Origin of the sequence: Halomonas sp. OfavH-34-E (genome assembly GCF_024124525.1) — a bacterium.
Classification (GTDB): Bacteria; Pseudomonadota; Gammaproteobacteria; order Pseudomonadales; family Halomonadaceae; genus Halomonas; species Halomonas litopenaei.
Genome location: NZ_JAMXRY010000011.1, coordinates 22,424 through 47,309 on the forward strand (window position 1 = coordinate 22,424; position 24,886 = coordinate 47,309).

The window sequence follows — 24,886 nt, forward strand, 5'->3', positions numbered from 1 at the left end:
GCACCGGATCCAGCAGGCGCCAATAGTCCGACCCCAGACAAGAAAGGTGCCCAAGGGCACCTTTCTTGTCGGTCGTGCTGGCCGGCTCAGAACACCCGGTTGAGACCATTCTGGGCGGCCACCCGGTAGGCCTCGGCCATGGTCGGATAGTTGAAGGTGGTGTTGACGAAGTACTTCAGCGTATTCGCCTCCCCTTCCTGCTGCATGATCGCCTGGCCGATATGGACGATCTCCGAGGCCTGGTCGCCGAAGCAGTGGATGCCGTAGATCTCCAGGGTATCCTGATCGAACAGGATCTTGAGCATACCGACGGTATCGCCGGTGATCTGGGCGCGGGCGGTGTCCTTGAAGAAGGCATGGCCGACCTCGTAAGGCACCTTGGCCTCGGTCAACTCGCGCTCGGTGCGACCGAAGGAGCTGATCTCGGGAATGGTGTAGATCCCGGTGGGCACCTCGGTGACGTAGCGGAACTCCCGGTCCAGCAGCTCGTCGCAGGCGTTCAGCCCCTGATCGTAGGCGGCGCTGGCGAGACTCGGCCAGCCGACCACGTCTCCGGCGGCGTAAATGTGGGGCAGCGCCGTACGATAGTGCTCGTCGACCTGCAGCTGACCGCGGCCGTTGGCGGTGAGACCGATATTCTCGAGGCCCAGCTGGTCGGTATTGCCGGTGCGGCCGTTGGCCCACAGGAAGGCGTCGGCGCGCAGCCGCTTGCCCGACTTCAGATGCACCGTGACGCCGTTTTCGTCACCCTCGACGCGCTCGTACTCCTCGTTGTGGCGGATCAATACACCATGCTTGCGCAGATGGTAGGACAGCGCATCGCTGATCTCGTCATCGAGGAAGGACAAGAGGCTGCCGCGGTTGTTGATCAGATCCACCTTGAGTCCGAGCCCGGAGAAGATCGAGGCGTACTCACAGCCGATGACGCCGGCGCCGAAGATGATCAGGGTACGCGGGGTGTGCTGCAAACCAAGAATGGTATCGGAGCAGTAGATACGAGGGTGGCGAAAATCGATGTCCGCCGGACGATAGGGCCGTGACCCGGTGGCGATGATCACCTTGTCCGCTACCAGCTCTTCCTGGTTTTCACCACTGCCCCTTACCATCAGGGTGTGTTCGTCCTTGAAGCGTGCGATCCCGTGATACAGGTCGATGCGATTGCGCGCGTAGAAGTTGGTGCGCATGGACACCTGCTGATCGATGGTCACCCGGGAGCGTTCACGCACCTTGGGGAACGAGAACCAGCGCGGCTCGCCGATATCCCGGAACATGCTGTTGGTGTTGAACGACATGATCTGGCGGACCTGATGACGCAGCGCCTTGGAAGGGATGGTGCCCCAGTGGGTGCAATTGCCGCCGACCCGCGCCTGCTTTTCGACCACCGCGACCCGCTTGCCATGCTTGGCCGCATTGATCGCTGCGCTCTCGCCGGCGGGCCCGGTGCCGATCACCACCACGTCATAGTTGTGGACTGCCATCGTGTCTTCCTTCTCCTGGAAACCGACCCGGATGTGAGATGCCGGGCACTGCTTATCATGAGGACGGCGCCTCGAGAGGCGCCGTCATGGTCAGGGGGCGTCGATGCTGCCGCTCAGCGACGAGTCGCGTCGTAGCCCAGGTCCAGTCCGCGATTCTCGTCGGATTGGCGACGCTGACTGGTGGCGCGCTTCTTCGATTCTTCCTCGCACACCTCATCCTTGCCGCCGCAGATCTCGCAGCCGTCCTTCAGGCCAAGCTGGTTGAGCCCGCCGCAGGAGCCGGCGATGGGCTTGCGGCCAAGAATGACACCGATCGCCATGGCGCCGATGATCAGCAGCATGGCACCGAAAACGATAAGGTAGATGGTCATGATGGACTCCTCGCTGGATGGGGCAGGATAGCTCTGGTCACTTTCTCGCGAACACTTTGTCGCGAACACCATCGCCTGCCTTTCTCCCATTGGACAGCGGTTGGACAAGAGATATCCCTGGGCGGAACAACGAATGGCCGTCGCCATACGCCCGAGGCGTTGAAGGTACCGACTCGACAAGGTCCCGTGTCCTCCCAGGAGAGTCCGCGGGGCATTCTCGAGTCGGCGCGACAATTATGCCAGAACTCCTCTCGCGGCAAAATCACAAGGCGCACAAACCAACGAGCCCCGCACGGGGCGGGGCTCGCAAGGTGCCCTTGGGCACACGGACAGGCGCGTGATCAGCCGCCGAAGTCATCCAGCATGATGTTCTCGGGCTCGACGCCGAGATCCAGCAGCATCTTGATGACGGAGGCGTTCATCATGGGCGGCCCGCACATGTAGTACTCGCAGTCCTCGGGAGCCGGATGGTCTTTGAGGTACATGTCGTAGAGCACGTTGTGGATGAACCCGGTCGGCCCTTCCCAGTTGTCTTCCGGCTGGGGGTCGGACAGTGCCAGGTGCCAGTCGAAGTTCTCATGCTCTTCGGCCAGCTTGTCGTACTCTTCGTTGTAGAAGGTCTCGCGCCAGGAGCGTGCGCCGTACCAGAAGGTCATCTTGCGCTCGCTGTTCAGACGCTTCAGCTGGTCGAAGATGTGGCTGCGCATCGGCGCCATGCCGGCACCACCACCGATGAAGACCATCTCGGCGTCGGTGTCCTTGGCGAAGAACTCACCGAAGGGCCCCATCACCGTGACCTTGTCACCCGGCTTCAGGCTGAAGACGTAGGTGGACATCAGGCCAGGCGGGTGGCTGGAGTTGGGCGGAGGCGTCGCGATCCGGATGTTGAACTTGAGAATACCCTTCTCTTCCGGATAGTTGGCCATGGAGTAGGCACGAATGACCTCTTCGGTGTTCTTGTGCGAGACGTCGAACAGACCGAATTTCTCCCAGTCGCCGCGGTACTCTTCCTCGATATCGAAGTCGGAGAACTTGATGTCGTAGGCCGGTGCCACCAGCTGCACATAGCCGCCGGCACGGAAGGCCACTTCCTCGCCTTCCGGCAGCTTCAGGTTCAGCTCCTTGATGAAGGTGGCGACGTTGGGGTTCTCGATGACCTCGCATTCCCACTTCTTGACGCCGAACACTTCCTCGGGGACCTGGATCTTCATGTCCTGCTTGACCGGTACCTGACAGGACAGACGCCAGCCGACCTTCTTCTCGCGCAGGGTGAAGTGGCTTTCCTCGGTGGGCAGGATCGAGCCGCCGCCCTCCTCGACCCGGCACTTGCACTGGGCGCAGGAGCCGCCGCCGCCACAGGCGGAGGACAGGAAGATGCCATTGGCCGCCAGGGTGTTGAGCAGCTTGCCGCCGGCCTGGGTGGTCAGGGTGTTCTCGGGATCGTCATTGATCTCGATGGTCACATCGCCCGAGCTCACGAGCTTGGAGCGGGCCGCCAGGATCACCGCCGTCAGACTGATGACGATGATGGTGAACATGACGACGCCGAGCACGATGACTGTTGTATCAACCATGTCGGTTTCCTATTGCTAGGGTTAGGGCCTGCACCGAGGGCCAGAGCCCCCGGTGCAGGGCACTCAGAGCTGGATGCCGGAGAAGGACATGAAGCCCAGGGACATCAGACCCACGGTGATGAAGGTGATGCCCAGTCCCTGCAGGGAAGCGGGCACATCGCTGTACTTCAGTTTCTCGCGGATACCGGCCAGGGCGGTGATCGCCAGCGCCCAGCCGACACCGGCGCCCAGGCCATAGACCACGGACTCACCGAAGTTGTAGCTGCGCTCGACCATGAACAGGGTGCCACCGAGGATGGCGCAGTTCACGGTGATCAGCGGCAGGAACACGCCGAGGGCGTTGTAGAGCGCCGGCACGAACTTGTCGAGGAACATCTCGAGGATCTGCACCAGTGCGGCGATGACGCCGATGTAGGACAGCAGACCCAGGAACGACAGGTCGATGTTCTCGGCGCCGGCGATGCCGGTCCAGGACAGCGCGCCTTCCGCCAGCAGATACTCGAGGATCAGGTTGTTCACCGGCACGGTGATGGTCAGTACCGCTACCACGGCGATGCCCAGACCGATGGCCGAGGATACCTTCTTGGACACGGCCATGAAGGTACACATGCCCAGGAAGAACGCCAGTGCCATGTTCTCCACGAACACCGAGGCAACGAAAAGGCTCAGATAGTGTTCCATGTTACACGGCCTCCTTCGGCTGGGTGTTTTCCTTCATCACGAACTCGTTGTCCTCGACCTGCTCCGGGTTGAGGCTGCGCAGCACCCAGATGATCAGACCGATGATGAAGAAGGCGGACGGCGGCAGCAGCAGCAGGCCGTTGGGCACGTACCAGCCACCGTTCTGCACGGTTTCCAGGATGGTCACGCCGAACAGGCTGCCGGAGCCGAACAGCTCGCGGAAGAAGCCGACGGTCATCAGGATGAAGCCGTAGCCCAGACCGTTGCCGACACCGTCGAGGAACGACAGCGTCGGGGTGTTGGTCATGGCAAAGCCTTCGGCGCGGCCCATCACGATGCAGTTGGTGATGATCAGACCGACGAATACCGACAGCTGCTTGGACATCTCATAGGCAAAGGCCTTGAGGATCTGGTCCACCACGATCACCAACGAGGCGATGATGGTCATCTGCACGATGATACGGATGGAGGACGGAATGTGATTGCGGATCAGCGAGACGAACATGCTCGAGAACGCCGTCACGAAGATCACGGCCAGACTCATGACCAGCGAGACGCTGAGGCTCGAGGTCACCGCCAGCGCCGAACAGATACCGAGGATCTGCAGGGCGATGGGGTTGTTCTTGAAGATCGGCGTCAGGATGACGCCCTTGGGAGTCGGTGCAGACATCGTCAGGCTCCTTCGCTGTCGTCAGAGGGGCTGGCGTCGGCGCTGGCCTGGCTGTCCACGCCATCGCGGAAGCGCGCCAGGTAGTGACCGAAGCCTTCCTCGCTCAGCCAGAATTGCACCAGCTTGGTCACGCCGCGGCTGGTCAGAGACGCGCCGGACAGGGCGTCGACCTCGGTGGACTCGCTGGCACCACCCTTCACCAGCTGGATGGCCGGCTCCATGGTGTCGCTCGAGGCGTAGATTTCCTTGCCTTCCCACTGCGCCTTCCAGCGCGGGTTGTCGACCTCGCCACCCAGGCCAGGTGTCTCGGCGTGGGAATAGAAGGTGATCCCGCCGATGGTGTTGCCGTCACCCTGTACAGACAGGTAGCCGCGCATCAGGCCCCACAGGCCCTGGCCACGAATCGGCAGCACGATCTGCTCGGGGTTGTTCTCGTCACCGACCAGATAGATGGTGGAGTACTGCTCCTGACGGCCGAGACCGGCGATGTCCTTCTCCCCGGACAGGGTGCGCGACTGGGCCGGATCCTTGGCGGCCTGGAAGCCGTCATAGGTCTCGGGATCGACCTCATCGGTGTACTCCCCGGTGTCGAGATCGACGACCTTGGCGGTCACCGCCTGGGAGAACTCCTTGCCGACGTCCATGCCCGGTTCGTACAGGTCGGCCACGGCCAGGATGTTGGACTTGCGATCCAGCTCCTGGTTGCGCTCCTGGCGCGCCTTGAGTCCCACCGCCGCCGTCGACACGATGATCGAGCAGACGATACACAGGGAGAAGGCGACCGTCAGGATCTTCTTGATGGAGTTGTTACCTTGTGCCATCAGGCGGTCTCCTCGGCCACGACAGCGGTGCGCTTGGCGCGACGCTTGATGTTGGCCTGAACAAAGAAGTGATCGATGAGCGGCGCGAACAGGTTGGCGAACAGGATCGCCAGCATGATGCCCTCGGGGAAGGCCGGGTTGACCACACGGATCAGTACCGTCATCACACCGATCAGGGCGCCGAAGATGAAGCGACCCGGGTTGGTCATGGACGCCGACACGGGATCGGTGGCCATGAACACCATGCCGAAGGCGAAGCCACCCACCACCAGATGCCAGTACCAGGGCATGGCGAACATGGCGTTGGTGTCGGAACCGATCAGGTTGAGAATGGAGCTCATCGCTACCATGCCGAGGAACACGCCGGCAACGATCCGCCACGAGGCGATCTTCATGCCGATCAGCACCACCGCCCCGATCAGGATGGCAAGCGTCGAGGTCTCACCCACGGAGCCGGGAATGAAGCCAAGGAAGGCGTCCCACCAGCTGTACTGGTCCTGCAGTGCGGCCATACCGCTCTGATAGGCGGTAGACAGCGGCGTAGCACCGGTGAAGCCGTCAGCGGCGACCCACACGGCATCACCGGAGATCTGCGCCGGATAGGCGAAGTACAGGAAGGCACGACCGGTCAGCGCCGGGTTGAGGAAGTTCTTGCCGGTACCACCGAAGATTTCCTTGCCGATCACCACACCGAAGGTGATGCCGAGCGCCACCTGCCACAGCGGGATGGTAGCCGGCAGGATCAGGGCGTAGAGCACGGAGGTGACGAAGAAGCCTTCGTTGACCTCGTGGCCGCGCTTGATCGCGAACAGCACTTCCCAGAAGCCACCGATGACGAAGGTCACCAGGTAGATCGGGAGGAAGTAGGTAGCGCCCAGCACGAAGTTGGACCACAGGCTGCCGGCATCGTGGCCACCGGCGAAGGTCAGCAGGATCATCTCGCGCCAGCCGCCCATGGAGTCGTAACCCGCGGCAATGGCCTCGTTGGCCTGCCAGCCAGCGTTCCACATGCCGAAGAACATGGCCGGGAAGGTGCAGAACCACACCGTGATCATCATGCGCTTGAGGTCGATGCCGTCACGCACGTGAGCCGTGGTCTTGGTCACGCTGGGAGGCGCATAGAAGATAGTGTCCACCGCCTCGTACAGCGGATAGAACTTCTCGTACTTGCCACCCTTGTGAAAGTGCGGCTCGAGATTGTCGAGTGTCTGTCGAATACCCATCATCAGGCCTCTTTCTCGATCATGGTGAGGTTGTCACGCAGGATGGGACCGTACTCATACTTGCCCGGGCACACATAGGTGCACAGCGCCAGGTCTTCTTCATCCAGCTCGAGGCAGCCGAGCTCCATCGCCGACTCGATGTCGCCGACGATCAGCGAACGCAAGAGCTGCGTGGGCATGATGTCCAGCGGCATCACCTTTTCATACGCACCCACCGGCACCATGGCGCGCTCGGAGCCATTGGTCGAGGTGGTCGGCGCATAGTTGCGCAGGCCCTTCAGGCTCGACAGGTAGATACCCAGTACCGAGTGACGATTGGCACCCGGCGACAACCAGCCCATGAAGGCACGCTTGTTGCCCTCTTCCAGCAGGGTGATCTGGTTGTGGAAGCGGCCCAGGTAGCGCAGGCTGCCTTCGGCGGTGAAGCCGGAGAACACGCCTCCGCTGATGACGCGGGTGTCATCGGCGGACTTGATCTCGTGATCCAGCAGCTCGTCAGTGCTGGCACCCACACGGGTACGCACCAGACGCGGACGCTCGGCACGCGGGCCGCCTACGGCGACCACTCGGCTCAGATCCAGCTTGCCTTCACTGAACAGCTTGCCGAAGGCGATCACGTCCTGATAGCCGATGTGCCAGACGCGACGCTGCAGCGACACCGGGGAAAGGAAGTGAATGTGGGTACCGACCAGGCCCGCAGGATGGGGACCGGCGAAGCTCTCGTGGTGGACGCCCTTGACCTTGGTGCCCGGAATCTGGGCATCGGTGGCGGTGCACAGGAACACCTTGCCCTCGGTCAGTCGTCCCAGCACCTTGAGGCCGTCCTCGAACGCCTCGGCCTGCTCGTTGATGACCAGCGACGGATCGGCGGCCAGCGGCTGGGTGTCGATGGCGGTGACGAAGATGTCGGTGGGTACGGCGTCGGGCGCCGGGGTACGCGAGAACGGGCGAGTGCGCAGCGCGGTCCACAGACCGGACTCCACCAGTTGGTCGACCACGGTCTGACGCTCGAGGGACTCGAGCGCATCGCGGCCATGGGCCGTGAAGGACTCGGCCTCGGCGCTGTCGTCGACCTCGATCACCACCGACAGAAGCCTGCGCTTTTCCCCGCGATTGATCGCCACTACTTCACCCGAGGCCGGCGAGGTAAAGCGCACGCCCTCGATCTTCTTGTCGGTGAACAGTAATTGGCCCAGCTTGACCTTGTCCCCCTCCTTGACCTCCATGGTCGGCTTCATGCCGATATAGTCGGTCCCCAGGAGCGCCACGTGGCGCACCGGTCGCGCATCCTCGATACGCTGCTCCGGCGCTCCCGTGATGGGGAGATCCAGGCCTTTCTTGACTTCGATCATAGACTCGCCCAGTTGATGGATCGTAGATAATGGACGGAGGTTCGGTGGAAATGAGAGGAATTCTTGTTATAAGCCACGCATCACCAGTCACGCCGAGGCGACATCGAACCACCCCGAAAAATCCCCAGCATTATAAAGACAAGCCAGTGGATTGACCACATGATCGAACGTCGCAGAACTGCGTGATTCTGCAAAACCGCTTCCATCCCAAACAGAAAAACCCCTTGCCAAACAAGGTTGGCAAGGGGTATTCGAGCTACCTCAACGCGAGACTCTCGCCCCGCTCGGCACGGACTAGGCGTGACGCGGCAGCTTACAGAAGGCCACGTTGGAGATCTGCTGCAGGATACGAATCACCTGGCAGCTGTAGCCGAACTCGTTGTCGTACCACACATAGACCACCGCGTGGCGGCCCTGGGCGATGGTCGCCTTGGCGTCGACGATGCCGGCGTGACGGTTGCCGACGAAGTCGGTGGAGACCACCTCCGGCGAGTCGACGAAGTCGATCTGCTTCTGGAAGGCCGAGTCGATGGACATGCGGCGCAGGTAGTCGTTGAGCGACTCGGCGTCGGTCTCGCGCTCGAGCGACAGGTTGAGGATCGCCATCGACACATTGGGCGTGGGCACGCGGATGGCGTTGCCGGTCAGCTTGCCACCCAGCTCCGGCAGTGCCTTGGAAACCGCCTTGGCAGCACCGGTCTCGGTCAGCACCATGTTCAGCGGTGCGCTGCGTCCGCGACGGTCACCCTTGTGGTAGTTGTCGATCAGGTTCTGATCGTTGGTGTAGGAGTGAACGGTCTCGACGTGGCCATGCTCGATGCCGTATTCGTCGTTCATCACCTTCAATACCGGCACGATGGCGTTGGTGGTGCAGGACGCCGCAGAGATGATGCGATCATCCTGGGTGATGTCGCCATGATTGATGCCATAGACGATGTTTTTCAGGTCGCCCTTACCCGGAGCGGTCAGCAGCGCCTTGGACACGCCCTTGCACTCCAGGTGCTGACCGAGGCCAGCCTCGTCGCGCCAGATACCGGTGTTGTCGACCACCACGGCGTTGTTGATGCCGTAGGCGGTGTAGTCCACATCGCTCGGCGAATCGGCGTAGATGACCTGGATCACGTTGCCGTTGGCGGTCAGGGTGCGGGTCTCCGGGCACACGCTGATGGTGCCGTCGAAGGGACCGTGAACGCTGTCACGACGCAGCAGGCTGGCGCGCTTTTCCAGATCCTTGGCGATATCGCCACGACCGCGCACCACGATGGCCTTGAGGCGCAGCAGGTTGCCGCCACCGGCCTTCTCGATCAGCACGCGGGCCAGGATCCGGCCGATCCGGCCGAAGCCGTAGAGCACAACGTCCTTGGGCTCGCCATTGCCGGCGTCAGGATCGTGACAGTCGACGATCTCGGCCAGCTGCTCGCGCATGAACGCCAGCGCATCGCCACCGCCCTGCTTCTTGAATGCCACACCCAGCTTGCCCACATCGACGTGAGCCGGCCCCAGATTCAGCTGGGTCATCGCCTGCACCAGCGGGAAGGTATCCTGCACCGACAACTCGGTACCTTCGATCTTCCTGACGAAACGATGGTCCTTGAGGATGCGGATGACGCTGCGGTTGAACAGCGAACGTCCGAACATGGTGGTGACCACGTTATTGCGACGATACAGGCTGCCGATCAGCGGGATCATCTGCTCGGCCACGGCCTGGTTGTCGTGCCATTGCTGGAAGACGATATCGGGTTGCTGGCTCACGAGAGACCTCTAAGTCTGATGGGGAAACGAGCGTATTATCAGCCCCCCCCTTGAAAGGGGCAATGACTGTATGGTCGCACCTCCTGTAGGCCCGTTACACAAATCGCGGTTTGACTACATGAGCGAGATCGGGCTGGTATGATGCCTGCTCGACCTCTGAACGCCAGCGAAACGACATCCTCTATGCCTACCTTTTCGCCGCTCGATCCGCCGCATCCCCAGGGCGCCCGTGACACCCTGTACCTCACCACGCCCGCCGGCAGCGCCAGCGCCCTGGCGCTTTCGCGCCTGGCTGCCGACGCGCCACTGCTGGTGATTACCCAGGATACCGCCGAGGCACTGAGGCTCGAGAACGAACTGGCCTTCTATGCCGACGTGCCGGTACTGCCCTTCCCCGACTGGGAGACGCTGCCCTACGACAGCTTTTCGCCCCATCAGGACATCGTCTCGTCGCGGCTGCGCACCCTCCGGCATCTGCAGGATGGTGTGCACGGCATCGTGCTGGTACCGATCAATACCCTGATGCAGCGTCTGCCGCCCGTGGACTATATCGCCGGACGGGTGCTGACCCTGGAGGTCGGCGCCACCCTGCAACGGGAGACCTTCCGCGAACAGCTGTCACGGGCGGGCTACCGGGCGGTGGAGACCGTCTTCGAGCCGGGTGAATACGCCCTGCGTGGCGCCCTGATCGATCTCTTTCCCATGGGCAGCGACCATCCGCTGCGCATCGACCTGTTCGACGACGAGATCGACACCCTCAGGAGCTTCGACCCCGACACCCAGCGCAGCCTCGACAAGGTCGAGCGGATCGACCTGCTGCCGGCGCACGAGTATTCGCTGTCACGCTCGGCCATCGCCTGCTTTCGTGAAGGCTTCGAGACCCTGTTCGACGTCGACCCACGCCAGTGCCCGCTTTATGTCGATGCGCTGAAGGGCATCCCCTCACCCGGACTCGAGCAGTATCTGCCGTTGTTCTTCGAGGCCACCGCTTCACTGTTCGACCATCTTCCCGCGGATACCCGCGTCGCCCTGATGTCCGGCTGCCGCGAAGCCGCCGAGCACCACTGGCAGGCGATCACCAGCCGCTACGAAAATCTCGGCGTCGATCCGACCCGCCCCCTGCTGCCGCCCCACCGTGCCTTCATCCCGGAAGCGGAACTGTTCGGGCTGATCAAGACCCACCCCAGGGTCGAGCTGACGGCAGACAGCGAGCATCCCCACGCCCATCCCTCGGATGCCAGCGACGCCCCCCAGGTGGCGATCAATGCCAGGGCAAAGGATCCGCTGGCGGCGCTCAGAGGCTTTCTGAACGAGCACGCAGAGCGCCGGGTGCTGTTCGTGGCCGAGTCCCGTGGGCGTCGGGAAGCGCTGGAGGAGACCCTGGCCCCCGCTACCGGTGCACTGGACGCCGCGGACGGATTTTCCGACTTCCTCGCCGGCAGCTCTCGCCTGGCCATCGCCGAGGGGCAGCTCTCCAGCGGCCTGTCGCTCGGCTCCCCCGCGGTCAGTGTGATCACCGAGACGGAACTGTTCGGCGAGATCGTGCGCCAGACCCGCCGCCAGGCCAAGGCCACCGACGACAACGAACTCGCCGTACGCCATCTTTCCGAACTCAAGGTCGGCGCCCCGGTGGTCCACCAGTCCCATGGCGTCGGCCGCTACCGCGGGCTGGAAACGCTGGAAGCCGGCGGCCAGGCGGCCGAATTCGTCAGCCTCGAGTACGCCGACGGCGCCAAGCTCTACGTGCCGGTGGACAGCCTGCACCTTATTTCCCGCTACGCCGGTGCCGACGATGAACTGGCACCGCTGCATCGACTGGGCTCGGAACAGTGGGAAAAGGCCAAGCGCAAGGCCGCCGAGAAGATCCGCGATACCGCCGCCGAGCTGCTCGACATCTATGCCCGCCGCGAGGCCCGGGAAGGCTTCGCCTGTGCCGCCCCGGATGAAGAGTACGCTCGCTTCGTCGCCAACTTCCCGTTCGAGGAGACGCCGGATCAGCGGGTCACCATCCAGGCGGTGATCCAGGACATGACCGCACCGCGCCCGATGGACCGTGTCGTCTGCGGCGACGTCGGCTTCGGCAAGACCGAGGTCGCCATGCGTGCCGCCTTTCTTGCGGTACAGTCCGGGCGCCAGGTGGTGGTGCTGGTGCCGACCACCCTGCTCGCCCGCCAGCATTTCGAGAACTTCCGCGACCGCTTCGCCGATACCGCGGTGGATATCGAGCTGTTGTCCCGCTTCACCAGCAGCGGCAGTCAGACGGACACCCTCAAGCGCGTTCGCGAAGGCAAGGTCGATATCGTCATCGGCACCCACAAGCTGTTGTCTCGGAAGCTCGACTTCCCGGAGCTGGGGCTGGTCATCATCGATGAAGAACATCGCTTCGGCGTGTCCCAGAAGGAAAGGCTCAAGACCCTGCGTGCCGAGGTCGACGTACTGACCATGACCGCAACGCCGATCCCGCGAACCCTCAACATGGCCATGAGCGGCATCCGCGACCTGTCGATCATCGCCACCCCACCGGCCAGACGCCTGTCGGTGAAGACCTTCGTCCAGCAGCGGGAAGAAGCCGTGATCAAGGAGGCGATCCTGCGCGAGATACTGCGCGGTGGCCAGGTCTATTACCTGCACAACGAGGTCAAGACCATCGAGACAGCCGCCGAGAAGGTCCGCGAACTGGTGCCCGACGCCCGCGTCGCGGTGGCCCATGGGCAGCTGCCCGAGCGCTCGCTGGAGCGGGTGATGTCCGACTTCTATCACAAGCGCTTCAACGTGCTGGTGTGCTCGACCATCATCGAGACCGGCATCGACGTGCCCAGCGCCAACACCATCATCATCGAGCGTGCCGACAAGTTCGGACTGGCCCAGCTCCACCAGCTGCGCGGCCGGGTAGGCCGCAGCCACCACCAGGCCTACGCCTACCTGCTGGCGCCGCCGCCTCGCTCGATCACCCGAGATGCGGTCAAGCGCCTCGAGGCGATCGGCCAGGCCGAGGACCTGGGCGCTGGCTTCACCCTGGCCAGCCACGACATGGAAATCCGCGGCGCCGGCGAACTGCTGGGCGACGAACAGAGCGGCCAGATGGAGGCAGTGGGCTACAGCCTCTATATGGAGATGCTCGACCGGGCGGTGAAAGCCATCCGTGAGGGCCGCACCCCGAATATCGAGGCACCGCTGCAGGAAGGCGTCGAGATCAGCCTAAATCTGCCGGCGCTGATTCCCGACGACTATCTCCCCGATGTCCAGCAGCGTCTGGTGATGTACAAGCGCATCGCCAACGCCGACAACGAGGCCGAGCTCAAGGAACTGCGCGTGGAGATGATCGATCGCTTCGGGCTGCTGCCCGCCCCGGTCAAGACGCTGCTGCGCCAGACCCGCCTCAGGCAGCGCGCCGAAAGGCTCGGTATCGTGCGCCTGGAGGCAGGCGCCGAACGCGGGCGCGTGCTGTTCGGCGGCCAGACCGCGGTGGATCCGCTGACGCTGGTGGGGCTGATCCAGGGGGCGCCGGAACGCTATCGACTGGAGGGCGCCGACACCCTGCGCTTCCAGGCCGATATGGCCGTCGAGGAGACCCGCTTCGAGGCCGTCGAGGCGCTGCTGGACCAACTCAATCGAAAGACTCAGGCGGCCTGAGCCATCCCTTGCAAGGGACTGGCGCAACGCCGCATTAGCGGGCAATCTATGTACATAGGACACCGCAAATTCCGGCCGGGTAATCCCCGGCTTTCACCCATTATCGAGACTGCTGCAATGACTTCGACTTCACTTCGCCGGCCACTCGTCCGCCTCGCCACCCTGTGTGGCGTTGTGGGCGCGCTGGCGGCACCTCTGGCGGCGGCCGACGACCTGCCCCGGGGCCACTACCTGCTGCCCGAAGAAGGCGACCTGATCGGTGAGGTCTACACCGTCGAAGCCGACGAGGAAGACACCCTCATCGATATCGGACACGAGCACGGCATCGGCTTCAACGCCATCACCCGCGCCAACCCCGACATCAGCATCTGGTATCCCGGCGAGGGTACCGAAGTGACCATCCCGGCCCAGTTCATCCTGCCCGATGCACCGCGCAACGGTATCGTGGTCAACGTGGCCGAGATGCGCCTCTACTACTACCCCCCGGCCAAGGAAGGCGAGCCGCGTACGGTGCAGACCTACCCGATCGCCGTGGGCCGCATGGACTGGAAGACGCCGCTGGGCTCCACCACCATCACCCAGATGGTCAAGAATCCGTCCTGGTATCCTCCTGCCTCCATTCGCCGCGAACACGCCGAGGCCGGCGACCCCTTGCCCGGCGTGGTGCCGCCCGGACCCGACAACCCCATGGGCACGCGCAAGATGCGCCTGGGCATCCCCGGCTACCTGATCCACGGCACCAACAAGCCCGAGGGCGTCGGCATGCGCGTCACTCACGGCTGCATCCGCATGCTGCCCGACGATGTCGAGAATCTGTTCGATCAAGTCGCGGTGGGCACCCGTGTCCGACTGGTCAACGAACCGCTGAAGCTCGGCTGGTCCGACGAGCACCTCTATGTCCAGGCCTACCCCTACCTCGACGAAGAAGAAGGCGCGCCGATCGAGGACATGACCGCCGCTATCGAGGAGGTCGAGGCCGCCGTCAAGGACAAGGACTACGATGTCGACTTTGCGCGCCTGCGTAGCGCCATGGAGACGCCCAGCGGCCTTCCGGTCGCCATGCAGACCACCACCCCGGCAGAACCCAAGCCGCTGCCTGGCAGCCTCTATGACCATATCGAGTTGATCGCCGACGAGCCTGCCCTGCTGGGACAGGTCAGCCACGAAGGCTGAACCGGCGACCACAGGCACCACATCAAGCACGTGACGTGCACGGCGCCCCGACAGGGGCGCCTTTTTTTGGCGCCAACATTTCCAGCGGGGGCCTCGCCGGCATGGTGGCGACACCATGATCCAGCTCAAGCGACGCATCCGCAGCAGTCAGCCGTCAGGCAGAGGAGAGGCAGCCGTCAGGCGACAAGCGACAGGACAGGCAGCCGTCAGGCAGAGGAGAGTCAGCCGTCAGGAGACAAGCGACAGGACAGGCAGCCAGACCGGCAGCCGTCAGATGAAGGAACAGGCAGCGGTCAGACGATTGGCTGGCAGCTCCCGCCCACCATCAATCGTCATGCAATGATCACACGCCACAAACGACTGAGGCCCCACCTTTCGGTGGGGCCTCAGCCTATCGTTTCATGACCTGGACGACCTGATTTCGATGAAACCCTGACGTCCTGTCGGTCAATCCCGCGAACGGGATGCGAAACGATTACTTGCGCATGGAGCGCTCGAACATGCGGTTCATCTCTTCGCGGTTCTGCTGAGACAGCTGCAGGGCCGCTTGAGCGTCACGCTGTGCCTGGTTGGCAGTGTTCTGAGCCTGAGTGGCGATGCTGCGAGCTTCTGCAGCGTCGGCCTGAGCGGACTCAGCGGTCATGCGGACTTCTTCCAGAGCGCTGGAAGAAGCACAGCCAGCCAGAACGGCCAGAGAAGCGGCGGCGGCGGTCAGCTTCAGGGTAGTCTTCAGAGTCATGGTGTTCTCCTTGAGTCTTCCTTGGTACTGCGTTGGTGACAGTAACATACCCGATCAGGGTATGTATCCATCAGGCTTCCTGCAAAGGCAGGCCTTTCTTGCAGCGACTTGTGCTGCTAAGCACAGGAGTCAAACGCTGTTTTATAATACACAACGGCGCTTGTCCATAGTCTTGAACGTCCCTTGCGCCCCTAAAGACTAGCGGATGACGACGCGAGTGCCAACATCAATCAAGCCGGAAAGTTCCCGAATTTCATGATTGGTCACGGCGACACATCCGTTGGTCCAGTCAAAGTTGCGATGGATGTCCATGTCCCCATCGCCGACTCCGTGTATGCCGATATAACCGCCCAGGATCGTCTGCTGGGGCGGGCTACGATGCCGGCGATAGTAGTCGAAATAGTCGTCGTAATCCTGCTGACTGTACAGCCCCGTCTCCAGCGCCATCCTGGCGTGGGTGGGCGTCGGATAGTCCAGGCCGATGAAGATGTCGAACTTGCTGTCGAAGTTGAAGCGATTGACGTGGAACTCGCCTCTTGGCGTGGTCTTGTCGCCCATGACCCGCTGGGACTTGGCGCCCCCTCTACCGACCGAAATCGGTGAGTATCGAGCCAGCTCCACCCCCCCGCGATACACCGTCAGGCGAGAGTCCTGGTTATCGATCAGGACCCAGATCTCGCTGGAGGAGTCCGGGACAATGGCACGGCGAAGCTGGTCCTCTACCATGTCCATGCTGGCACTGACACCCAGAGGGAGTAGCAGCATGGCACCAAGTATCATTTGGATGAAACGGCGACGTTGACTCTGGGCGAACATGGATAAACTCACTGTGAATAAACGAAAACATCTGTGACGCAGTGTAATCCCGATTCTGCGGAACTTCACGCGGAACCTGGCCGATTTCACGGCAGGCAAACGAGCTCTGTCGCAGCTATCAAACGACGGCGCACAGAAGCGTCGCCGGCCGACGACACTCTGCCTTTACCATTCCTCACTGGTCTGGCGTAAGGCGGCGATCTCGACCTTGGCCGCCTCGAGGCAATGCTGCAACTCCTGCCCCAGATCCGCCTGCCGGTCCACGGCAATTACCCCGGACAATGCCGGCGAGCGAGGTCGACTCGCACCTTCATCGCCATGCAGCGCCTCGAGATGACCGATGACACGGTATAGCCAACTGCTGCCGTCGCGGGCCAGCTCACGTAGCCGATGAACCTCGGCCACGGCGGGTGGGTCATCACCCAGCAACAGGCTTCGCCAGTCATGTTCCGCCAGATGAGCGTGCTCGCAGACGTCGCGCAGCAGGGCGTCGATCGCCAGCTCGAACAACGCCAGGGCGCCCTCCTCGCTGGCCCTCTTTCTGGCGCCCTGGTGCTCGTCATCACCCGGCGCCACGTCCAGCAGCAACTGCGCCTGATACAACAACTGATTGGTGCGGGCCCGCGGTGTCACTTGCGCTTGTCCTCCACCACCCACTTGTTACCGTCCCAGCTCGCCTTCCAGCCACTGGCCTTGCCATTGTCGCCGTCGGTCATCACGAACTGCTCCTTGAGCTTGCGCGAGAAACGAATTTGAGCCGGGCGCCCATCCGGGTCCTGGTCCGGCGCATCGAGCAGGTGGTGGTACTTCTCCGGCAGCTCGGCGGCGTGGGGCTTCAGTTCCTTGACCAGAGGCGGACGGGTCTCCCGGTTCTTGGGAAACTTGCTGGCGGCCAGGAACAGCCCGCTGGCGCCATCGCGCAGCACGTAGTGGTCTTCCACCTTCTGGCAGGCCAGTTCCGGCATCGGAATCGGATCCATCTTGGGCGGAGCTACTTCACCGTTGCGCAACAGCTTGCGGGTATTCTTGCAGCTGTCACTGGTGCAGCCGAAGTACTTGCCGAAGCGCCCGGACTTGAGCTGCATCTCGGAGCCGCACTTGTCACACTCGATGACCGGGCCGTCGTAGCCCTTGATGCGGAACTTGCCCTGTTCGATCTTGTAGCCGTCACAGTCGGGGCTGTTACCGCAGATATGCAGCTTGCGCCCTTCATCGATCAGGTAGCTGTCCATGGCGGTGGAACACACCGGACAGCGTTCCTTGGCACGCAGGGCATCGGTCTCGGCTTCTTCGCCGGCATCGGCGGCGACAGCTTCTTCACCCGGCAGCAGGTCGATGGTGGTCTTGCAGCGCTCCTTGGGCGGCAGGTTGTAGCCGCTGCAGCCGAGGAAGACACCGGTCGAGGCGGTACGAATCTGCATCTTGCGCCCGCAGGTGGGGCAGTCGATATCGGTGGGTACCGGCTGATTTGGCCGCATCCCCTCGTCGCTCTCGGCCTTGGCCAGCTCCCCGCGAAACTCCTGATAGAAAGCGTCGAGCAGCTCACGCCAGCTACGCTCGCCCTCGGCGATCTCGTCGAGGCTATCCTCCATGCGCGCGGTGAAGGAGTAGTCCATCAGGTCGGGGAACGACTCCTTGAGTCGCTCGGTGACGATGTCGCCCAGCTTCTCGGCGTAGAACCGTCGGTTCTCGAGCTTGACGTAACCACGATCCTGGATGGTGGAGATGATGGCGGCGTAGGTCGAGGGGCGACCGATGCCGCGCTTCTCCAGCTCCTTGACCAGGCTGGCTTCGGTGTAACGGGCCGGCGGCTTGGTGAAGTGCTGCCTGGGGTCCAGCGCGTCGAGGTGCATCGGGGTGCCCTCGCCCAGATCCGGCAGCGCCTGATCCTCTTCCTTGCGCCCCATGGGGGTCATCACTCGGGTGTAGCCATCGAACTTGAGCACCCGGCCCTTGGCCTTGAGCTCGTAGCCGTCCACCACCACGCTCAGGGTCGACGACAGGTATTCCGCCGGGGTCATCTGGCAGGCGACAAACTGCCGCCAGATCAGTTCGTACAAGCGCTCGGCATCCCGCTCCATGCCCGCCAGGTCGGTCGAGCGACGGGACACCTCGGACGGCCGGATGGCTTCGTGAGCCTCCTGGGCGCCTTCCTTGCTGGAATAGCGGTTAGGGGCTTCGGGCAGGTAGCGATCGCCGAACTCCTCACCGATATAGTCACGCACGCTCTCCACTGCCTCGCGGGACAGGTTGGTCGAGTCGGTACGCATATAGGTGATGTAGCCCGCCTCGTAGAGCCGCTGGGCCAGGGTCATGGTCTTCTTCACCGAGAACCCCAGCCGGCCACTGGCGGCCTGCTGCAGCGTCGAGGTGATGAAGGGGGCGTTGGGCTTGGACCGGGTCGGCTTGTCTTCCCGCGAGGTGATCGCAAGACTGGCCTTGCGCAGCGCAGCGATGCGCTCGAGGGTCTCGCTCTCGCTGGTGGGCCTGAACGTCTTGCCATCCTGACGTACCAGCTCGAAGCGGATGGCCTCGCCGTCCGGCGTCACCAGGTCGGCATGAACGTCCCAGAATTCCTCGGGCACGAAGGCGCGAATCTCGCTTTCGCGCTCGCTGATCAGGCGCATGGCCACCGACTGGACACGACCGGCCGAGAGCCCGCGGGCTACCTTGGCCCACAGCAGCGGCGACAGCATGAAGCCCACCACACGATCGAGGAAGCGGCGAGCCTGCTGGGCCTCGACCCTGGGCATGTTCAGCTGACCGGGGTCGGTGAAGGCTTCCTGGATGGCATTCTTGGTGATCTCGTTGAACACCACCCGGCGATAGCGTTGCTCGTCCCCACCGATGGTCTCGCGAAGGTGCCAGGCGATGGCTTCCCCTTCGCGGTCCAGATCGGTCGCGAGATAGACGGTGTCGGCTTTCTCCGCCAGCTTCTTGAGCTCGGCCACGACCTTTTCCTTGCCCGGCAGGATCTCGTAGTTGGCCTGCCAGCCATGGTCAGGGTCGATACCCATGCGTCGTATCAGCTGGCTATGCGCCTTCTGCTGCTTGTAGACCGCCTTTTCCTCAGCCGACATCTTGCGCGTCGCGGCCGCCTGGCGAGCCCGCTCCTTGGGATCGGAAGCCGCCTTGCCAGAGCCGCTGGTCGGAAGATCACGGATGTGACCCACGCTCGACTTCACGATGAACTCGTTGCCGAGGTACTTGTTGATCGTCTTCGCCTTGGCGGGCGACTCGACGATGACCAGAGACTTGCCCATAGTACTCCACAGTAGTCAGGGCGCCGCGCTCCTTGGCGAACGCCAGTATGTGCCACTCCCGCCGATGGTGGACGGGAAAAATGCGCTTACCCTAACCCAGCGCCGAACGTCGCGCCAGTCACATCGGTTCGAGCCCCAGGCAGGCTAGACGCATGCCCAGCCGTTTCCCCACGACTGACGCCCTGGCGTCCACCTGACATCGCCAAGAGACTAGCCCTTACCTCGACGGCCGACAAGCCGCCCCTCAGAACCGACTTGCCCCTGCACGAAGCAGGGGCAAGCGGAATGGTCGATGTCTCACACTCGATCATCGAAGGCGGTCAGGCGCTTGACTAGCGCTTGCGCCGCTGCCCTCGGGGCGATCCAGTGCTGCGCCGACGGGTCGCTGCAGGCGCCTTCTCGGCGTCATTGCCTCCCTCGCGAGAGGCTGGCGTGGCGGCCTGGGCAGCCTTGGGCTCGGCCTCAGCCACAGGCTTGGTCTCGACCTCAGGCTTGGCCTCAGGTTTGGCCTCAGTTTTAGCGTCAGCCGCCGGTTTGGCCTCGGACTTGGCCTCGGACTTGGCCTCGGACTTGGCCTCGGACTTGGTCTCGGGCTTGGCCTCAGGTTTAGTTTCAGGCTTCGCTTCGGCAGCCGGCTTCGCCTCGGTCCTCGCCTGGGCCTTTGCCGCAGGCGCATCAGCAGGCTCGGCGTCGGCCTTGGGCGCGGCCTGGGCCTGCCCTTCGACGCGGGAAGCTTCGCTTGCAGATTGACGAGTGCCGCGCTTGGCTGACGTGCCGCTAGCCGGCGACGTCTTGGCGCTGCTGTTACCACTGGCCCCACCACTGCGGCGGGCCGTACGACGCGTTGCCGGACGGGCCTTGCCAAACAGCGCCTTGATACGCTCGAAACGAGCGGCGGCGTGCTCGCTGAGCTCACCGCTGGCCGCCAGTACATGCTCGATATGCTCGATATGGCCGTCGATCGTCTTGGCATCGAGCCCCTTGAGCAGCTCGGGAATGGCCTCCAGCGCAGCCTCACGATCCTGCTTCAGGATAAAAAACTGATCGCGCATCAGATGCTTGAAGTCTTCCAGCCGCAGCTCCGGCTCAAGCTCGCTGCGTGACGCCTGCAGGCGGCGGAAATTGCGGCCATCGGTAGCAGGAGCACCACCCAGCACGAAGATCACCGAGCGCATCACGGCCTCGTGGGCGCCGCCTTGCGCCACCTGCTCGCGCACCTCCTGCTGGCGACGCTGGATAAAGCGACGACGCTCCGGCTCGGAGCCAGGCACCTGACGCTCACCCTCCACGGCGCCTTTCAGCCCCACCAGCGACTGCAACAGCGGCTGACCGTAGAGGTCAAGGAAGGCCTTCTCGAGGGCGCGATCGCGCAGTACCCGCCAGGCATCCAGACTCCGCGAGATCAGGCTCGACCCGATGTCCTCATACACTCGGAAGATGTTGTCATCACCGAGTTCATGACGATGCTTGCGCACCGACTCCGCCATCACCGGCAACGACGACATCATCGGATTACGATCGGACAGCAGGCGATAGCCCATGCGATTGGGGTGCATCTTGCGCATCCAGCGAGCCGACTCGGGTGTCGACACGGCACGAATCCAGGGTTGCAGGAACTGACGATAGAGCCCCAGATTGATCTCCGAGACCCTGGCCACCGTGGCGAAACGCAGCTCGTCCTCGGGGCTATGCTTGACCACCTGATTCAGGTCGTCGAGGTCCCGGGTAGAGAACTCCAGCAGGTAGTCCCGCTCGATCAATTCGGCGTCGGGCCGCTCGCTGGCCTTGGACACGGTGGTCTCGTAGAGCCCCGGCGGCAGCACGTCGATGTAGTCCATGTTGGCGGTGAACTCGGCGTGTTCCTTGCGCGAGACGCTGCCGGAAACGAAGATGCCGAGGTGGCCGGTCTTGTCATGGACGCAGTAGACGATGGTCTGCTCGTTGGCGATGATGTCGTCGACGCCGTCGTAGAGATCACGCACCCAGCCAAGCGCCTGAGGCGGCGGCGTGATGTCATCACCTTGTGAGCAGAACACCACCACCGGGGAGCGCACGTTGCGAAGATCGATACGGCGCCCGTCGGACGTCACAAGCTGGGCCGTGGACAGGCGATTGCCGACAAACAGGTTGTCGACGATGTACTGGATCTCTTCTCCACCCAGCACCACATGGCCGCCCCACCAGCGCTCGAACTGAAGATAGCGATCGGCTTCGGTATCGACATGGGCGTACAGGTTGTACTGCTTGTCCCACCAGGTGTTGGCCGGATTGAGGCGTTCGAAGTTCTGCACCAGCCAGGCCCCGTCGAACAGGCCATCGCCCATGTCCGAGAGCATATGGGTGGCCCAGCTGCCGCCGGTCATGCCGCCGGTATAGCGCATCGGCGCCTTGCCGCGCTCCCCGGCCCAGTAGGACAGCGGTGCACCGGCGATCAGGATCGGTCCGAACAGCTCGGGCTCGAGCGCTGCCGCCATCATGATCTGCCAGCCCGCCTGACAGTTGCCCACGACCATCGGTTTTTCGCTATCGGGATGCAGCTCCGCGACGTGGCGCAGGAAGGTGACCTCGGCTTCAACCACGTCCTCGACCCGCTGCCCCGGGACGGGATAGGGCATGAAGGCGATGAAGTAGCAGGGATGGCCGGCGCGCAGTGCGATACCGATCTCGCTGTCGGGCTTGAAGCCACCGATACCCGGGCCATGCCCGGCGCGCGGGTCGACCACCACGAAGGGGCGTGCCAGTTCATCGGTCTCTACACCCTCGGGCGGGTGCACGCGCAAAAGCTCATAGTTGACGGGGCGAGGCAGGGTCTCGCCTTCCATCACGATGTCGGTATCGAAGCCAAGTACGGTGGGGCGGGTCTTCTCGATATGTTCGAGGTATTCGTTGCCGCGCTGGCGCATGACATCCCAGTAGAGGATGCTGCGCTCGACGCTGTCACGCCAGTAGTCGGCCGCGGCACGGCCGAAGCCGAAGGGGTCGAACAGTGGAGCAAAGGGTTCCGCCAGCGCGAACAGGGGCGCGGTGGCGCTTGGCATCAACGCATTCATATAGGCTCCCAGGGTTGCGTGATGCGCAGCAGGCGATCCTTGCGTCTGCGCACTTGTTGCAGTGCAATATAGCGCAATAATGCAGGTACTGCGAAGCCCCCTCCTTTCGGAGCTGCACATCGTGTAGGAGATTCACTGTAGAGCGGGTACGCTCAAAAACACAACGCCCGGCAATGCCGGGCGTTGTGGGTAGCTAAAATACCGCTTTCGCTCTACTTCACTTCGATACCGTGTGCCTGCTGATCGGCATGGTAGGACGAGCGCACCAACGGGCCGGAAGCCACGTGGGTGAAGCCCATGGCGCGCCCCTGCTCGGCGAACCAGTCGAACGTGGACGGCGGCACCCAGCGATCCACCGGCAGGTGATTGCGAGACGGCTGCATGTACTGCCCCAGGGTCAGCATGTCCACGTCGTGGGCACGCAGGTCGCGCATCACCTCGATGACCTGCTCGTCGGTCTCGCCGACACCCAGCATCAAGCCAGACTTGGTCATCACTTCGGGACGGCGCGCCTTGTAGCCCTTGAGCAGGTCCAGCGACCACTGATAGTCGGCCCCCGGCCGCACCTTGCGATACAGACTCGGCACCGTCTCCAGGTTGTGGTTGAAGACGTCGGGCGGCGTGGTCTCGAGGATGTCCAGCGCCACCTCCATGCGACCACGAAAGTCCGGCACCAGTACCTCGATCTCGATGCTCGGGCTATCACGACGAATCTCGCGGATGCAGTCGACGAAGTGCTGGGCACCGCCGTCACGCAGATCGTCACGGTCGACGGAGGTCACCACCACATAGTTCAGGCGCATCTCGGCGATGGCCTCGGCCAGTTCGCGCGGCTCGCGCTCGTTCAGGGCGTTGGGACGCCCGTGAGCCACATCACAGAACGGGCAGCGGCGGGTACAGATATCGCCCATGATCATGAAGGTGGCGGTACCGCCGTTGAAGCACTCGCCCAGGTTGGGGCATGAGGCTTCCTCGCAGACGGTGTGCAGGCCATGACGTCGCAGGGTCTCCTTGATACGGGTGACTTCCTTGGACACCGGCATGCGTACCCTGAGCCAGTCCGGCTTGCGCGGAATCTCCTCCGTAGGGATCACCTTGACCGGGATCCGCGCCACCTTGTCGGCGCCGCGAAGCTTCACTCCCCTTTCGCTGCGGGCGTTCTTCTTGGCCTTGGCGGCGGCGGCCGCCGCCTGGATGGCGGAACTGTCTGTCATTTCACTGTCCTGTGAGGATCGCTCGGGAGACACGTTGCTGTGACGGCCTTCGGCGTGCCCTGTGCGATCAGTCAAAATTGTGGGCGTCGAGCACTCCCGGCAAGCCGGGGCGCTCGATCAGTTCGCGTTGTCCCAGTCGCGTCGCCAGCGTGCGCAATAGCCGACGCGCTTCGGCTTCCATGTCCAGCCTCGAAGAGACCAGATCGGCCAGCCGGGTCATCTCGAGTCCAGCGTAGCCACATGGGTTGATAAACGAAAATGGCGTGAGATCGACCTCGAGATTGACCGCGATGCCATGAAAACTGGCACCCCGTCGAATCCTCAACCCCAACGAGGCAATCTTGCGTTCACCGACGTACACGCCAGGCGCGTCAGGCCGGGCGCTTGCCTCGATACCATGCTCGCCCAGGGCATCGACCACGCTGTCTTCCAGCGCACTGACGAGGTCTCGGACCCCCAGTCTGGCACGCTTGACATCGATCAGTGGGTACAGCACAAGCTGACCCGGGCCGTGGTAGGTCACCTGCCCGCCGCGATCGGTCTCCACCACCGGGATCTCGCCCGGCATCAACAGATGCTCGGGCTTGCCTGCCTGGCCCTGGGTGAACACCGGCGGGTGCTGGACCACCCAGATCTGGTCAGGCGTATCGCCATCTCGGGTGTCGGTCAGTTCGCGCATCGCCTGCCACACTGGCCGATAGGGCTTGAGCCCCAGATGATAGACGTCGATCGCCTCCATCACACCACCATGTGCACGCGGCCTGTGGCCTTGAGTTCGTCGAACAACGCCTTGAGCTGGGCTTCACCGGTGGCGCGCATGGTCAACCGCACCGACTGGAAACGCCCATTGCGACTGTCGACCACCTCGAGACTGCTGCCCTCGAAGGTCGGATCATGGCGATGCACGATCTGGCTGACGGTGGCGGCGAAGTCCTCGGCAGCATCTCCGACCACCTTGATCGGATAGTCGCAGGGAAAGGTGATGGTGACATCCGCCGGATCCGGCCCTGCCTGGGTGCGCAGATCGCGAAAGGTCCTGTCGTTCATCCGATGCCCCTTACAATGGATACCCGAGT

The 24,886-nt window shown here is 63.1% G+C and carries 19 protein-coding genes; 2 read left to right on the forward strand and 17 right to left on the reverse strand.

The window, feature by feature from the left end; genetic code table 11:
• Window positions 1-86: 86 nt before the first annotated feature.
• The 9 genes from sthA to NH448_RS06875 all read right to left on the reverse strand — a co-directional run bounded on the left by sthA (window position 87) and on the right by NH448_RS06875 (window position 9,922).
• Complete coding sequence (gene sthA / locus NH448_RS06835) at window positions 87-1,478, reverse strand: Si-specific NAD(P)(+) transhydrogenase (protein WP_253028623.1); 1,392 nt, start codon at window positions 1,476-1,478, stop codon at window positions 87-89.
• Between the two features lie 113 nt (window positions 1,479-1,591).
• The gene (nqrM, locus tag NH448_RS06840) at window positions 1,592-1,849 is read right to left on the reverse strand and encodes a (Na+)-NQR maturation NqrM (protein WP_045992660.1); all 258 of its coding nucleotides are present in this window, start codon (window positions 1,847-1,849) and stop codon (window positions 1,592-1,594) included.
• A 341-nt stretch (window positions 1,850-2,190) separates the two neighbouring features.
• Complete coding sequence (gene nqrF, locus NH448_RS06845; protein ID WP_045992661.1) at window positions 2,191-3,423, reverse strand: NADH:ubiquinone reductase (Na(+)-transporting) subunit F; 1,233 nt, start codon at window positions 3,421-3,423, stop codon at window positions 2,191-2,193.
• Between the two features lie 63 nt (window positions 3,424-3,486).
• On the reverse strand, window positions 3,487-4,104 hold the full coding sequence (nqrE, locus tag NH448_RS06850) for an NADH:ubiquinone reductase (Na(+)-transporting) subunit E (protein WP_045992662.1): 618 nt from the start codon (window positions 4,102-4,104) through the stop codon (window positions 3,487-3,489).
• Window position 4,105: 1 nt separating this feature from the next.
• A complete protein-coding gene (locus NH448_RS06855; RefSeq protein ID WP_045992663.1) occupies window positions 4,106-4,774 on the reverse strand; it encodes an NADH:ubiquinone reductase (Na(+)-transporting) subunit D in 669 nt (222 codons plus the stop codon).
• 2 nt (window positions 4,775-4,776) lie between these two features.
• A complete protein-coding gene (locus NH448_RS06860; RefSeq protein WP_045992664.1) occupies window positions 4,777-5,595 on the reverse strand; it encodes a Na(+)-translocating NADH-quinone reductase subunit C in 819 nt (272 codons plus the stop codon).
• Window positions 5,595-6,821, reverse strand: coding sequence for an NADH:ubiquinone reductase (Na(+)-transporting) subunit B (locus NH448_RS06865; RefSeq protein WP_045992665.1), 1,227 nt, complete (start codon window positions 6,819-6,821; stop codon window positions 5,595-5,597). The genes NH448_RS06860 and NH448_RS06865 overlap by 1 nt, the downstream gene beginning before the upstream one ends.
• A complete protein-coding gene (locus tag NH448_RS06870; RefSeq protein WP_108132831.1) occupies window positions 6,821-8,170 on the reverse strand; it encodes a Na(+)-translocating NADH-quinone reductase subunit A in 1,350 nt (449 codons plus the stop codon). The genes NH448_RS06865 and NH448_RS06870 overlap by 1 nt, the downstream gene beginning before the upstream one ends.
• Before the next feature lie 294 nt (window positions 8,171-8,464).
• Window positions 8,465-9,922: a glyceraldehyde-3-phosphate dehydrogenase gene (locus NH448_RS06875; protein ID WP_045992667.1), complete on the reverse strand. Its 1,458-nt coding sequence runs from the start codon at window positions 9,920-9,922 to the stop codon at window positions 8,465-8,467.
• Window positions 9,923-10,105: 183 nt separating this feature from the next.
• Here NH448_RS06875 and mfd point away from each other — a divergent pair, with 183 nt between their 5' ends.
• Complete coding sequence (gene mfd, locus NH448_RS06880; protein WP_253028624.1) at window positions 10,106-13,555, forward strand: transcription-repair coupling factor; 3,450 nt, start codon at window positions 10,106-10,108, stop codon at window positions 13,553-13,555.
• Between the two features lie 117 nt (window positions 13,556-13,672).
• Window positions 13,673-14,728, forward strand: a complete 1,056-nt coding sequence (locus NH448_RS06885) for a L,D-transpeptidase family protein (RefSeq protein ID WP_108132833.1) — start codon at window positions 13,673-13,675, stop codon at window positions 14,726-14,728.
• A 475-nt stretch (window positions 14,729-15,203) separates the two neighbouring features.
• Here the strand turns inward: NH448_RS06885 and NH448_RS06890 are convergent, their stop codons facing one another.
• From NH448_RS06890 to NH448_RS06925, 8 genes are all read right to left on the reverse strand, one after another.
• Window positions 15,204-15,467, reverse strand: a complete 264-nt coding sequence (locus NH448_RS06890) for an Lpp/OprI family alanine-zipper lipoprotein (RefSeq protein WP_045992670.1) — start codon at window positions 15,465-15,467, stop codon at window positions 15,204-15,206.
• 198 nt (window positions 15,468-15,665) lie between these two features.
• The gene (locus tag NH448_RS06895; RefSeq protein WP_253028625.1) at window positions 15,666-16,232 is read right to left on the reverse strand and encodes a L,D-transpeptidase; all 567 of its coding nucleotides are present in this window, start codon (window positions 16,230-16,232) and stop codon (window positions 15,666-15,668) included.
• A gap of 216 nt (window positions 16,233-16,448) precedes the next feature.
• Window positions 16,449-16,916, reverse strand: coding sequence for a DUF6586 family protein (locus NH448_RS06900; RefSeq protein WP_045992672.1), 468 nt, complete (start codon window positions 16,914-16,916; stop codon window positions 16,449-16,451).
• On the reverse strand, window positions 16,913-19,546 hold the full coding sequence (gene topA / locus NH448_RS06905; RefSeq protein WP_253028626.1) for a type I DNA topoisomerase: 2,634 nt from the start codon (window positions 19,544-19,546) through the stop codon (window positions 16,913-16,915). The genes NH448_RS06900 and topA overlap by 4 nt, the downstream gene beginning before the upstream one ends.
• A 332-nt stretch (window positions 19,547-19,878) precedes the next feature.
• Entirely contained in the window at window positions 19,879-22,584 is a 2,706-nt protein-coding gene (locus NH448_RS06910) for a DUF3141 domain-containing protein (RefSeq protein WP_253028632.1), read from the reverse strand.
• Between the two features lie 224 nt (window positions 22,585-22,808).
• Window positions 22,809-23,810 carry a lipoyl synthase gene (lipA, locus tag NH448_RS06915; RefSeq protein WP_045992674.1) on the reverse strand — a complete coding sequence of 334 codons (1,002 nt, stop codon included), beginning with the start codon at window positions 23,808-23,810 and terminating at the stop codon, window positions 22,809-22,811.
• A gap of 67 nt (window positions 23,811-23,877) precedes the next feature.
• Window positions 23,878-24,549 carry a lipoyl(octanoyl) transferase LipB gene (gene lipB / locus NH448_RS06920; protein ID WP_045992675.1) on the reverse strand — a complete coding sequence of 224 codons (672 nt, stop codon included), beginning with the start codon at window positions 24,547-24,549 and terminating at the stop codon, window positions 23,878-23,880.
• Window positions 24,549-24,857 carry a DUF493 domain-containing protein gene (locus NH448_RS06925; protein WP_045992676.1) on the reverse strand — a complete coding sequence of 103 codons (309 nt, stop codon included), beginning with the start codon at window positions 24,855-24,857 and terminating at the stop codon, window positions 24,549-24,551. Before NH448_RS06925 ends, lipB begins: the two co-directional genes overlap by 1 nt.
• Between the last annotated feature and the right edge of the window lie 29 nt (window positions 24,858-24,886).